The following is a 13,058-nucleotide window of genomic DNA, read 5'->3' on the forward strand; positions in this document are numbered from 1 at the left end:
CATTCCGTTCGGGAGGTAAACAGTCGGTCTTGTCTGCGGGCGTCCGTCCACGTCTCAGGCGCGCGGACAGGTGAGACCGGAACGCGGCGCCTCCCCCGTCAGCAGGTAGGCGTCCACGGGCCGGTCCACGCAGGGGCTGCGCTCCTTGCCGTACAGGGTGTGCCCCGCCCCTTCGTAGGTGACCAGGACGCCCGTCTCCAGCTGGTCCGCGAGTTCCTCGGCCCAGGCGTAGGGGGTGGCGGGGTCCCCGACGGTCCCGATGACGACGATCGGCGGGGCGTCCGGGGCGGTGATCCCCGTGGGCGCCTCCTCGCTCTCCGGCCAGTACGCGCACGGCAGCTGCTCCCACACCAGGTCGGGGCCGAACAGCGGGGACAGCCCGGCCGCGCGGTCGGCCGCGTCCCGGTAGGCCGCCACGTCCTCGGGGTCGGCGCGGTCCGCGCAGTTGACGGCCGTGAACACCGCGTTCGCGTCCTGGTGCTCCAGGCGGGGGTCGACGTCCTCCGGGTCGACGTCCTCGTACTTGCCGAACGTGTTGTCGTACAGCTCACCGAGGTGGCGCGCGGTCCCCTCCCCGTCGTCCGAGGCGAGGGCGCCGAGGAGGGCGGCCAGGTAGTCCCAGCTCTCCTCGTGGTACAGCTCCATGCCGATCATCTGGAGCAGGGTCTCGCCGTCGACGGGGATGCCCTCGACCTCGGCGGGTTCGCGGTCGAGCCCCGCCAGGAGCTCCTGCATCCGCGCGTCGGCGCCGCCCCCCTCGGGGTCCGCCCCGGCGAACGGGCACCCGTCGGCCTCCGCCGCGCAGTGGGCGGCGAACATGTCCCAGGTGTTCTGGTGGGCGGCCACCTGGTCCAGGGCGATCCCCGCGTTGGACAGCTCGGTCTCCACGGCGCCGTCCAGGACCAGCGCCCGCGTGTTCGCGGGGAACATCTCGGCGTAGAGGGCGCCGATGTGCGTGCCGTACGAGTAGCCCACGAAGCTCAACCGCTCGTCGCCCAGCGCGTCGCGGACGATGTCCAGGTCGCGGACGACGTTCACCGTGCCCAGGTGGGCGAGGAACTCCTCCCCCACCGCCTCGGTGCACGCCTCGGCGTAGCGGCGGGCGGCGTCCTCCAGCGGCTGGAGTTCCACGTCGGTCAGGTCTTCGGGGTCGGTGTCCGCGACGCGCCGGAACGCGTCGTCCAGGACGTACCGGTCCCCGCACGCGAAGCCCCCGCTCTCCCCCACGCCGCGGGGGTCGAAGGAGACCAGGTCGAAGGCGGAGCGGACCTCGTCGCCGAAGTACGGGAAGTCCAGCATCTCGATGCCCGACACACCGGGGCCGCCCGGGTTGAGCACCAGGGACCCCAGGCGCTCCTCCGCCGGGCCGGTGGCGGGGGCTCTGATCAGCGCGATCTCCAGCACCGTCCCGTCGGGCCGGTCGTGGTCCAGGGGGACGGCCACGGTTCCGCACTCCAGGGTCTCCAGCCAGGCCGCGTCGGCCCCCCACCCGGCGAGTTCGCCGACCTGCCGCTCGTCGTAGCAGGCGCGCCAGCGCACCTCCTGCCCGGCGAAGGGCCCCTCCTCCCCGGGGGGCGCGGACGAGCACCCGGCGAGCAGCAGCACCGCGGCCGCGGCCCCCGCCGGCACCGCCCTCGGGGCCGCCCCCGCTCCCGTGCCTCCCCCGACGCCCGCTGCTCCCCTGCCCACGCGCGGCTCCGTTCCTGTCCCCGCGCCCCCGCGCGGCGGCCGTGTCACACCGGGACCGGCTCGTCCCTCACCGGAGAGGGTGCCGTACGGACCCCGGGCGATCCACCCGCCGGTCCGGCGCCGTCCCGGAAAACAGAAGTGGCGGCCCCCGGAGGGCCCGCCTCCGGCCGGGCGGCCACCCCCTCGCGGCGAGGGGCCGTCCCGCCGGGCCGCGGGAGGCGGGCGGACCGGAGTGCACGGGACCGCCCTCCCGGGCCCCGGCCGGGGCTCAGAGCAGGGTGACGTCGGTGTCGAACAGGTCAGGGAGGTCCTCCGGGGAGGCCACCGCCACCAGCGGGCGCAGGGGCTCGCCGAAGCCGATCCGCGCGTGGCGCCCCCGCCCTTCCCCCTCGGTCTGGGTGATCCAGTCGACCAGTTCGACGGCGCGGCTGACGTCCCCGCCGGGCCGGGTCAGGGCGACCACGGTCCCCGCCACGTCACAGCCGGTGTTGAGGAGCAGGGTCGCGGAGAACACGCTCTGCGCCCACGCGCCCCGGCCCACCGGGTGCGCGCCGCCCCCCGGGGTGCGGCGGCGGGACCAGCCGGGGGCGGCCAGCCCCACGGCCCGGTCGTCGAAGGTGAGCACGAGGCTGGGCCGCTCCTGCGCGGACAGGCACTCCACCGGGTGGCCGAGCGAGGCGTCCGCCCACACCCCGACCGGGCCCCCGGCCGCCCGGACCAGGGCGTCGCGTGCCGCGTCGAGCAGGTCGGCGTCGACCTGGTCGCGGGCCTCCCCGCACGCCCACTCCGCCAGGGGGCCGCTCAGGGGCGAGTACCCCGGAAGGAGCAGCGGCCAGTCCACGGCGGCGCGCCCCCTCAGGGGCACGGGGCCGTGGGTCATGCAGACCACGGTGCGCCTGCGCCCGAGCTGGTAGGTGACGCAGGCGCCCGACCGGCGCGCGGCCAGGGCCAGGCCGAGGCTCATCGCCTTGGTCCCGGTGGTGATGTCGACGACCACCGGTGCCGCTGCCCCGCCGGACCGCTGTTCGGCGATCCACCGCCGGGCGACCCCGGTGACCGCCTCCGTGTCGGACCCGTCCACCGGCTCCGGGGTGAAGCGCACGCGGTCGCGGTAACCGCCCTCCTTCAGCTCGGCGGCCTCGGGCCGGTCCGCACCGGGGTTCTCGGCCGCGTGCAGCGTGCGTGCGGCGGCCTCGCGCACGCCGCTCAGGACGCTCTGCCGGGAGGGCAGGACGAGCGTGTCGGCGGGGCGGTGGGCGTGCACGGCGGTGAGGGTCCCCATGCGGCTGCCGCCCAGGGAGGTGACCAGCAGGGGGCCGTCCCCCGGTCCGGGGTGGCGTTCGGGCGGCTCCGCCCCGTCCGGAGGCGGCTCCGGCGGCGCGGGCGTCCGCGCGCCACCGCCGCGACGCGGCGGGGCGCCCAGGCCCGGGAAGAACGCCTTGCGGACCTCCTCGAACGAGGTGAGCCGGGCGAGCAGGTCGTCCAGGCTCCACACGTGGACGCTGCGCGCGCTCAGCGCGGGGTTGTACGCGGTGACCCGGTCCCGCAGCCCCGGGACCGCGGGACCGGAGTGGACGAACAGCACCTGGACCGCTCCGCCGAAGACCCGGCGGGCCTTGGTCACGGTCCACCCGGCGCGGGCCACGACGTCGTCGGGGCGGGACTTGGCCTCGACGCACAGCACGCGGTGGCGGTAGCGGACGACCGCGTCGAAGTCGGCGACGGCTCCGCCGGGGTGGAGCGGGTCGGCGACCTGCCGGGGGCCGAGCACCTCCGTGCCCCGGTGGCGGCGCGTGTGCCGCAGCAGGTGGGAGAGGACCCGGCCCTCGGCGACGACGCCCCGGCGCACCGCCGGGGACATGTCGGGGAACCGCGCCAGGAGTGCCTGTTTGCCGCCCTGGACGAAGAGGCGGACGGGTTCGGGGTCGCGGTCGTCGAGCCAGCGGGCGCCGTGGATCCCGGCCAGGGTGCGCAGGTCGACGCCGTCGCCGACCACGGGGCGTCCCGGATGGGAGCCGTCCGCGGTGCGCAGGATGTCGCGCTGGGCGTCGAGGTAGTGGCGCCAGCGGGGGGCACGGGGGTGTCTGTCGGGGGGCAGCGCCCGTTCGTGGAAGAGCGCGGCGGCCACGCTCATCACCTTGGTCCCGCCGGTGTAGTCGAGGAACCAGGGTTCTCCCCCGTTGTCCCGGTGGAACGCGGCGAGGGTGTCGGTGACCGGCCCGAAGTCGTGCGGGTCGGGTCCCACGCTGGCCACCCGCACCGACGCCCGGCCGGCGAGCCGTTCCACCGCGCGGGCGACCCGGTGCGCGACGGGGAGGGTTCCGTCGCTGCCGAGCAGGAGCAGGCGGTCGGCGGGGAGGGTGAGCGAGGACAACAGGGCCGGGGTGGGGTTCTGCCCGACGAGCACGACGGCGGTTCGGGGACTGTCCACATTGTCCTTCGCACGGGGAGCGGGGGCGGTTTCGGTACGCACAAGCTACTGCCGGGTTCCGCCCTTCCTCCAGGGCGGGCGCCGGTTCGCCCCCGGGCGGTCGGGCCCCGGGGGGAGGCGGGTCGGAAGGGGTCGCTCCGGGGTCCGGCGGGGAGGCCGGCGGTCAGGCCCCGACCCTCTCCTCGGCGGCGGGGACCCTTCCGCGCACCGGTGAACCGCTGATCACGAAGGAGCGGCAGGCGGTCACCACGCCCTTGCCGTCGCGCACGAGGTCGGAGGGGACCAGGAGGTCGCGGCGCTCGGGGTGGGCGGAGCCGACGACGGAGGACACGATGAACCACACCCCGTCCTGCGGCTCGGGCAGGTTGGCCCTGGTGCGCTCCTCGGCCATCAGCGGCACGCCGGCCACCTCCAGTCCGACGGGCACGCGCACCGCCTCGACCCTGGCCGGCGCGTCGGACCCCGGCCAGCGGCGGATGACGCGGGAGCTCTCGTCCACGACCGTCACCGCATGCGGCGTCAGGTTGACCACCGGCATCCGGCACCCTCCGTTCGTCTCGGTCCGCGGCGGCCGGCCGGCGTGCCGGGTCCGGCCGTACCGCGCACCGGTCCAAGGCCTTCACCGCAGTCTCTCGGACACACGCGCGGGGGGCGGCGGACGTGCGTACCGGGCCAACCCCGGGAAAGACGTGGGGCCCTTGTTTCGGATGTCCATTTCATCAGCATCAGAACTGGTTTATGCAACCTGATAATCCAGCCCAAGAATTGACATTTCCCTATGTGTGGCCCTATTTTGCTATACGACCTCCCGTTCACGCGGGGGTGTCACCTGAGGTCTCACGTCTCTTCCACATGTGCTTTCCCGGAGGGCTGGGAAAGCAACCGGCCCCGGAACACCCGGGGAGAAGAGTTCGTGAGCACGCACCACTGCTCCGCCTGGGAGCTGTTCGGCTCCGCCGCCTTCCTTCGCGTCTTCACGCGCGTCCTGGGGTGCGGGCCGTGCTCCGCGGACGGAACCGCGCAGGGCTGCTCGGGCCACTCCGAACAGTTCTGCGACTACGTCGACCTGTGCGCCGAGCACTGCCCGTGCCCGGTGCACGGAGCGGATCCCGACGGCGTCATCGCCGTGCGCATGCGGCGTGCCGCGCCCGGCGCCGCGGGGGTGGACCGCACCGCCGCGCACCGGCTGCGGGACGCCCTGGACGACGTGCGCCGGGACCGCTCCTACAAGAACCTGCGCCGCGTCTACCCGCAGAGCGCGCCCGACGGCCGGATCCGCTGCGCGTTCTCCGAGCGCCCGCGCCGCTGGGCGCAGCGCCGCGACGTCGCCCTGGTCGCCACGGACGTGGTCGACCAGGAGGCGCTCGCCATGCTGGTGCTCACCGCGGGCTGGGGCAACCCCGCCGCCGACCTGCCCGAGGACATCCACCCGGGCGAGACGGTCTCCTTCACGGAGGACGGCAGCGCCGTGCCGGTCGCCGACCTGCACGGCCGCACGCTCACCGCCGTCAAGGAACCGCCCATGGTCTCGACCGCCACGGGCGACTACCTGCTGCGCAAGCTGGCCGAGCTGGCCGCCGGGCGCGACGCCGACCCGGGCCGCACCCCCGACCAGCGGCGGCGCCTCGTGCTCCGCGGCCTCCTGCCGGAACTGAACGGCGAGGACGTCGCCCGCCGGCTGACCGGCGTGCTGGGGCGGATGGCCACGACCATGCCCCGGCACTTCGCACTGGTGCAGCAGGCGCGCGGCCGGGCCCGCAGCGCCCCCTACTCCCCCGTCCCCGACCCCGACCCGGCGGACCCGGCGGAGGACCCCTCCCGGCGGCGCGAGGTGCTGAGCGAGGCGGAGCGCTCCTGGCTGCGCCGTACCGGCCTCGCGCTGACGACGCGGGCCCAGGAGTCGCGGTCGGCCTTCGACGCCGACCCGCAGGGCGCCCTGGAGACCCTGCTGTGCCGGCTGCTCGACGAGGGGACCGACGTCCCCGCCCTGTGGGCGGGGGCCCAGGACGACCCCGACCTGCGAGCGGACCTCGTGGAGGCCCTGGCGGAGGCCATCGACAGGTAGCGTCTCCCCGGACGGCCCGGGGCCCGGACCGCTGCCGGCGCGGAGCGGGGGCGCGCCCGAGGGCCCCGGACCGCGGCGGGTCCGGTCGCCGAACCGTGCTCGGGCCGGGGGCCTGCCGCGCGGCGCGCCGGAAGGGCCCCCGCCGCTCAGGCTCCCCTCCCCCGGCCCGCCTCGGAGAAGCGCCTGGCCAGCGGGGGGAGCACGGGGTACTCGGCGAACTCGCGCAAGGACATCACCGCCGTCTCCTCCAGGGGCAGGCGTCCGCGCCACCGGCCGGCCAGGCACACGTCGCGCGCCTGCTCCACCTCGCGCCACCGTTCCGGGCCGGGCCCGCCGGGCAGCCGCCGCGCCGCCAGAGCGCCGTCGAAGGCGTCGAGGAACCCCCTGACCTGTTCGTCGGTGGCCCGGACGACCCCGGCGGACGGGTCCAGGTCCAGGGCGCGGGCGCGCCGGTCCACCAGGTACAGCTCCGGCGCCAGGTGCACGCTCCCCATGCCCAGCGACTTGCCCATCCCGATCTTGTGCGCGTACTCGGGGTCGGCGGGGTCCCCGCCGCCGACCGGGTTGTCGAGCAGCAGGGCCCGCAGCAGGACGCCGAGTTCTCCGTCGGTGAGGTTGGTGAAGGTGATTCGCGAGTGAAAGGCGAGGCCGTCCCGGAGGGGGACCACGTCGCGCTCGGTGTCCCGGGGCGGCTTCGCCCGGTGTCCGGGGTCCAGCACCGTCAGGTCCAGCTCCTCCTGGGCGCGCGCGTCGTGGCGGAAGGGGCGGGCGCCGCCCGCGGGGTGGCGGTGCAGGTACACCTTGTACCCGCCCAGGCGCACGTGCCCCTCGTGCGACCAGGTGACGATGTCCGGCCGGTCCCCCGACCCCGCGTCGGGCCCCTGCACCAGGTAGTTCGCGAAGCAGCCGCGCTGGGGCGAGAGCAGGCGCACCCGCAGGACCGCCCCGTCGGGGTAGTCCGGGTCGGGGTCGAAGGAGAGCGCGCTACCGAAGGAGACGCGCCCCTTGGACGCCCCGGCCTCGCCGGCGAAGGTGTCGGTGTCGCCGAACAGCGCGCGGCACACGTCCACCGGGCGGCCCGCGCGCCCGACGCGGTCGGGGTCGCCGTGCTGGGGCCCGAGCACGGGCCCGGGGACGGCTCGGCGGACGGGGTTGTCCTCGCTGACCGCGATGCGGTAGCCGCCTGAGCGGCCGAAGGACACCACCGCCCCGGACAGGTCGACGTCGAACCACACGGGTTCGAGGCTGCGGCGCGGCAGTCCGCCGCCGCCGGTCCCGGCCACCGGTTCGCGGGCCGGTTCGGCGCCGCCGGCCCCCAGGCCGTCGGGGAAGGCCGCCCTCTGGTAGCCGGTGACCTGTTCGGCCGACTCGAACAGCTCCACCATGGGCCCGGGCACCCGCAACCGCCCCCCGCGCAGGTCGCGGGGACGGGGGAAGAGGTAGGCGTTGCGGCGGTCCCCCGCGGCGGCCCCCGTCAGCACGACCAGGGCCTGCACGACCCCTCCCCGGTCGGGGCCGCCCGCTCCGGCGGTCAGGGCCGCGAGGTACTCCCGCGCCTGGCGGGCCGTGGGGGCGACGGCGGCGATCCGCCGCTCCCCCGGCAGGTGGACGGCGTACACCCACCGGTGCTGGAGGCGTCCGTGCTGCTCGTGGGCGGTGGGCACGTAGGTGTTCCCGCGGGGCGGGTCGGGGAAGTCGTCGACCCCGAAGTCCCAGGTGCGCAGGCTCTCGCGCAGGACCGTGAAGGGCACCTTGAGGGCCTGGCCCGGTTCGGCCGAGACAGCGGTGCCGGGGACCTCCACGACGTACCAGCAGCCGTCCGGCGGGGAGTGGAACAGGAACCCCTGCCTGGTGCGCAGCCCCGCGCGGCGCCTGCGGTAGTCGGCGTGCTGCCGGGCCATGACCTGGCGTGCGCGGGTGGACAGGCCGCTGTCCGCGCTGCCGGGATCGATGCGCACGGGAGCGCGGAAGAACAGCATCGGCGTGTTGACCGGGCCGGTCTCGCCGCCGGTGAGCATGCGCACGGTGTTGCGGACGAGGCCGCGCAGGCTCGATCCGGGCAGGGCGGGGAGGAGGCGTTCGCCGTGGGGGAACCGGAGGGAGGAGCCGACCCGGCCGGGTTCGGGGGTCTGGCCGACGAAGGTGGGGGTGAGCGTGGTGACGGCCAGGTCGATCCACCCCGAGCGGGTTCCGTCCGCCGTGCGGTCGTGGCTGCGCAGCAGGTCGTCCGTCACGTGCCCGGCGTGCAGGTCGGCCGCGGGCACGGGGGTCTCGGCGAGCGCGACCAGGCCGTAGGGCGCGGTGGCGTGGAACCGCCCGCCCCGCCCGCCCGCGGCCGCGTCCGCCGCGGCGGCGGGCCCGGGGGCCGCCCCCGGCGGCGGGCACGGCCTGCCCCCGAAGCGTGAGGCGACGTCGCGGGGGTTCACCATCGGCGCTCCTCCTCGGCGATCTCGTCCCCGGTGCCCACGTCGAACTCCGGTCCTGTCGGCTTGGCGCCGGACCGCATCCCCGTGAGCCGGTGGAAGGCCACCCCCACCGCCCCCGTCCCGGGGTCGGACGCCCAGTACTCCCGCACGGTCAGCCACGTGCCGGCGCTCTCCAGGGCCGCGCCGCGCCCGCCCGGACGCGGGCGGGCGCGGCCGGTGAAGTCGGTCCACCCCAACGGCAGGGCGGCCCGGGTGCCGGAGGGCTCGCTCGTCGCCGAGAAGGGCACGTCCCCGCCGAGGGTGCGGCTGTGCGCACGGCCGTTCCACCCCTGGAGGAGGAACGAGCGGTCGCGCGGGCGCAGCCACTCCGGGAGCGGGGCGGGGTCGTCCGCGCTGATCCACCCGTCCTCCGCCCCCTCCCCGAGCCTGATCTGGGCGCGGGGGCCGAACACCAGGACCTCCAGGACGCGCCACCGGTCGGTCGCGGGCCTCAGCGCGGGGGCCGACAGGTCGGCGGTGGACGGGTGGTCCGACCGGCGCCAGCGCCCGCCCGGGCACGCGCCGGTGATCCGTCCGTCGCCGAGTTCGGCGAGCAGCCACTGCGGGGCCTCCGGCGCTCCGGGGATCCCGTCGGTCCCGGTGTCCAGGAGGCGGCAGCGGACGCCGCGCGTGAAGACGTCGTCGAGGACGCCCTCGACCTGTCCGCCGTCCAGCCGCCGGACGGCCAGCCCCTCCGGCCTCGGGGGTGTGTGGTCCACCTGTGCTCCCTTCCGTCCCGTCGTCCGTCCCCGCCCCGTGCCCCGGCCTCACCGCTCCCCGCCGGCCCGCGCCGTCCCGCCCCCCGGCGCGAGCCGGCTCCTCAGGGCCGACACCCACCCGCGTGCGGTGGCCGCCTCCGCGCTGCCCGGGGCGAAGAGCGCCGTGAGCAGGTCCACCCGGTGCGGCGGCCCGCCGTCACCGGTCCAGGTGGTGAGTGCGGCCCGGGTCGCGGTCAGGCGTCCGTTCCCGCTCCCCGCTCCGGCCCCGAGGGTGTCGAAGGGGACCGTCGCCAGTTCTCGCACGACGAGCACGAGCAGGCCGCGCACCGCGTCGTCGGGGTCGCGGACGTCCAGGACCACCTCGCCGCTGCCGCCGCAGTGCAGGTCGCTCGTGAACACCCGCCCTTCCACCGCGTCGCCGAACAGGGAGTCCACGGTCAGGCGGGTGGCGGTCAGGTGCGCGCCGCCCCTGAGATGGGGGGCTGCCCTCAGGCGCACCCGCGAGGGGCGCGGGCGCGCGCCCCCGGGCCCTGTGTCCGCCCCCCACCAGTGGGCGTGCCATTCCTGCCACCGGGCCCCCTCCGCGCCGAGGTGCTCGGCGGCGTCCCGGACCAGCCTGCCCCCGATCCTCTTGAACAGGGCGAACAGGGCGGTGTCCCCGAGCACCGGCGCGAGGCGGACGGAGGCCTTGTCGGCGTCGGACACGACCGGGCGGTGGCGGTGTGCCCGGTCCACGGTCCCGAGCCTTTCGGGAGCGGGCACGTCGCCGACCATGATCAGGCCGGGGCGGGGGCTGCGCGGCGGCGGTCCGGCGGGCTCGGGCTGCTCGGCCACGGCCAGCGTCAGGCGCAGTTCGGCGCGGTGGCGCCGGTCGGGGCGGGCTGGGCGTGCCTCCAGACGGGCGGCCGCCGCCGCCCGCCCGTGGGCGCGCAGCCGCGCGGCCAGCGCGGTGGACAGCTCGGCGGGGGCGTCCGCGAGCGCCGCGGCCCCGCGCTCCCAGCGGTCTGCCCAGGACCGGGCGTGGTAGGCGAACCAGGCGCGCTCGTCGGTGAGGTCGTGCCGCTCCGCGGTCCAGTGCGTGGCGCGGACGGCGCCGTGGCCGCGTCCGGTGCGCCCCCCGACGCGGATGCCGGGGCCCTCCCCGGAGAACCCGTCGGCGGCCAGGACCAGCAGGTCGAGCAGGAGCTCCTCGTCGGCGGGGGCGGGCACGCGCAGCCGCATGTGGGCGGTGAACACGGTACCCGCCGGCAGCACCTCCCACTGCCACATGCGCCCCGGGCGGACGGTACCGGAGGCCGGGTCCACCCGGGTGCCGACGCGGACGGCGACGGTCGTGCCCTCGGGCAGCTCGGCGGCGGCGTCGTCGACGTCCAGGGCGCTCGCCGCGGGCGCGTCCGGCTCCCCGCCGGGCGGGGGACCGGACTCCGGCGCCCCGAAGAGCCGGCTCACCTTGCTGGGGTCCTCGGTGCGGGCCGCGAGTTCGTGGCGAAGCAGGCCCGCCAGGGTGGTCGCGCGCAGTCGGGGCACGCCCGTGCGGGGGTCGCGGTCCACGCGCAGGTCGACGTCGCCCTCCGCGGCGTGGCGGGGCACCGCCCGGGCCGCGCCGATGTGGGTGTCGGAGAGCAGGCACAGCCGGACGGCGATCTCCCAGAGCGGCCCGGGGCGGGCGGGGCGGGTGCTCAACCGCCTCCCCCAGGATCGTGGCGGCCCTCCTGGGCGGCCCGCAGGACCACTCCGGCCTCGGACAGCCAGGAGGAGGCGAGGAGCAGTGCCAGGCGGGGAGCGGCCCGGCGCTCCCACACGCGGGCACGGGAGGAGAGCCCGCTGGGGTGGTCGCGGGGCGGCAGGCCGTCGGGGAGGGAGAGGTCGACGGCGGCGAGCGCCCGGGAGTAGGCGGGGCTGTCCGGGGGCTCGGGCCTGTTGTCGCGCCACCACTCGGCGGCCGCGCCACCGTCGGCCAGGGCTCCGAGCCAGGACTGCACGGAGACGGGACCGGGCCGGCCTGGCCGGGACAGCCGGGCCCCGGCGAGGGCGCGGACGGCGCGGTCGTGCAGGGCCTTGTGCGTGCCCGCCCGGTCGGCCCGGCCGCGCGCACGGCCGGAGACGGTGCGACCCAGGGCGGTCAGCGCGTCCTCGGGCGTGCGGTGGGGGTGGCCCACGACCTCGCGGAGGCGTCCGAGCAGGCTGGGGGTGAGGGGGGCGAGCCCCCGGGCGGAGTCCCGGGCGAGGGAGCGTGCGTGGTCGCGGACCGGACGGGAGGCGGCGTTCCACAGGAGTTCGTCGTAGAGCTCCTCGAGCCCGCCCTCCCCGCCCGTGGCGGTCGGGACCGCCGGAACCGCCGGGACCGCAGAAACCGCTGGGGCCTCAAGGACCTCAGGAACCTCCGGGACCGCAGGAGCCGCAGGAACCGCCCCGGCGGGCGCCGGCGGGGGCGGGACGCGCGCGGGGGGCCGGCCCGCGGACGGGGCCGCCGCGAGCGGGACGGCGGTCGGCGCGAGGGGGCGGGGCCCGCCCGGCGGGACCGGGAGGAGCGTGAACTGGCCGTGGCCGTCCACCACCCGTTCGCCCAGCGGGTGGGCCTCCAGGTCGCGGGCCTGGTCGGCGGTCAGGCCGCCGTCGAGCCGCAGGCGCACCACCGCACCCGGCACGGCCGCCCACCGCTGCGCCATCGGCCCCCGGTAGCCCCGGTGGTAGGCGCCGAGCAGCCCGGCCTCCACGTGGTGGGCGAGCACCCTGGCGCCGGAGCCGGGGAGGCGGCGGGCGAGGAGGTCGAGCACGGCGGGCACCAGCGCCCGCGGGCTGGACTGGCCCTCCTCGCCGACCAGCAGGGCCGGGGAGAGCAGCAGGAGGTCGAGGGGGGCGCCGGGGGGCCAGTGGCGCGTGTGCGGGTGTGCGACCCGGTCGGGCGACAGCAGCCGGTGCGGGTCCGCGGGGGCCACGCTGACGCCGCCGTGGGCCCGGGTCCCGCCGGAGCCGAGGGTGAGGGTGCCGTCCGCCTCGTCGAGGACCTCGGCGACGCGCTCGGCGAGGTCGCGGAGGGAGCCGCTGTCGGCGGCGAGCAGCTGCCAGCGGGCCTCGAAGACCTGGCCGGGGTCGACGGTGGTCGCGAAGAAGGGGACCCCCTGGGACCGGTCGCCCGTGCGGGACCGTCCGAGGTACTGCTCGGCGGTGGTGCGCACGGCGGCGCGCAGGGAGCGGTCGAGGGTGACGTGGCCGCGAACGGCCCGGTAGGGGGTGGCGGGGTCGGTTCCCGCGAAGACGTCGACGGTGGTGTCGCCGTTCTTGCCCGGTGTGTAGAGGTGGGCGGGGGCCGGGTAGGCCACGAGCGCCCGCGCCGGCGCGGAGTCCGCCGGGAGGCCCGGGTCGGCCCCCGGTTCGAGGCGCGGGTAGGCGGGGGCGAAGCGGATCCGGTCGCCGCGGGCGACCCAGTCGAGCAGCTCGCGCTCGCGGCCGGCGCGCCGGAGCGCCGCGGCGAGCATGCCGCGCTGGGCGCGCCCGCCGATGGAGTGCTCCGAGTCGATCCGCAGCGGGTCGAGGGAGGTGCGCACCGCCAGGGTGTCGGTGAGCACGTAGCGCAGCGGCAGGTAACCGGAGGCGGGGAGCGGGTTCACGCACCCACCCCCGCGGGCGGCGCGGTGCCCGCCGCGGGGGCGGGGCGCCGGCCGCGGGACGCGTCCTGGAGGGGGCCG

At 77.2% G+C, this 13,058-nt stretch carries 8 protein-coding genes; 1 reads left to right on the forward strand and 7 read right to left on the reverse strand.

The window, feature by feature from the left end:
* Window positions 1-54: 54 nt before the first annotated feature.
* The 3 genes from ACFQBR_RS31365 to ACFQBR_RS31375 form a co-directional block, all read right to left on the reverse strand.
* A complete protein-coding gene (locus tag ACFQBR_RS31365) occupies window positions 55-1,629 on the reverse strand; it encodes an alpha/beta hydrolase (protein WP_344183301.1) in 1,575 nt (524 codons plus the stop codon).
* Window positions 1,630-1,957: 328 nt separating this feature from the next.
* A complete protein-coding gene (locus tag ACFQBR_RS31370) occupies window positions 1,958-4,120 on the reverse strand; it encodes a CRISPR-associated protein (RefSeq protein WP_344183276.1) in 2,163 nt (720 codons plus the stop codon).
* Window positions 4,121-4,283: 163 nt separating this feature from the next.
* On the reverse strand, window positions 4,284-4,658 hold the full coding sequence (locus ACFQBR_RS31375; protein ID WP_344183274.1) for a hypothetical protein: 375 nt from the start codon (window positions 4,656-4,658) through the stop codon (window positions 4,284-4,286).
* Between the two features lie 375 nt (window positions 4,659-5,033).
* Here ACFQBR_RS31375 and ACFQBR_RS31380 point away from each other — a divergent pair, with 375 nt between their 5' ends.
* Complete coding sequence (locus ACFQBR_RS31380) at window positions 5,034-6,185, forward strand: hypothetical protein (RefSeq protein ID WP_344183272.1); 1,152 nt, start codon at window positions 5,034-5,036, stop codon at window positions 6,183-6,185.
* A 146-nt stretch (window positions 6,186-6,331) separates the two neighbouring features.
* Here the strand turns inward: ACFQBR_RS31380 and ACFQBR_RS31385 are convergent, their stop codons facing one another.
* The 4 genes from ACFQBR_RS31385 to ACFQBR_RS31400 are packed head-to-tail and all read right to left on the reverse strand — an operon-like array spanning window position 6,332 to window position 12,980.
* Entirely contained in the window at window positions 6,332-8,614 is a 2,283-nt protein-coding gene (locus tag ACFQBR_RS31385) for a TIGR03986 family type III CRISPR-associated RAMP protein (protein ID WP_378554933.1), read from the reverse strand.
* On the reverse strand, window positions 8,608-9,369 hold the full coding sequence (locus tag ACFQBR_RS31390; protein WP_378554934.1) for a hypothetical protein: 762 nt from the start codon (window positions 9,367-9,369) through the stop codon (window positions 8,608-8,610). The genes ACFQBR_RS31385 and ACFQBR_RS31390 overlap by 7 nt, the downstream gene beginning before the upstream one ends.
* Window positions 9,370-9,417: 48 nt before the next feature.
* The gene (locus tag ACFQBR_RS31395) at window positions 9,418-11,052 is read right to left on the reverse strand and encodes an RAMP superfamily CRISPR-associated protein (RefSeq protein WP_352985027.1); all 1,635 of its coding nucleotides are present in this window, start codon (window positions 11,050-11,052) and stop codon (window positions 9,418-9,420) included.
* A complete protein-coding gene (locus ACFQBR_RS31400; protein ID WP_344183235.1) occupies window positions 11,049-12,980 on the reverse strand; it encodes a hypothetical protein in 1,932 nt (643 codons plus the stop codon). Before ACFQBR_RS31400 ends, ACFQBR_RS31395 begins: the two co-directional genes overlap by 4 nt.
* Between the last annotated feature and the right edge of the window lie 78 nt (window positions 12,981-13,058).

It is taken from the genome of Nocardiopsis tropica (assembly GCF_042660575.1).
Lineage (GTDB): Bacteria > Actinomycetota > Actinomycetes > Streptosporangiales > Streptosporangiaceae > Nocardiopsis > Nocardiopsis tropica.

Excerpts from the sequence above, each read along its gene's own strand:
- ACFQBR_RS31375 (WP_344183274.1), bottom strand. The coding sequence starts at position 4,658 with ATGCCGGTGGTCAACCTGACGCCGCATGCGGTGACGGTCGTGGACGAG.
- ACFQBR_RS31385 (WP_378554933.1), bottom strand. The coding sequence starts at position 8,614 with ATGGTGAACCCCCGCGACGTCGCCTCACGCTTCGGGGGCAGGCCGTGC.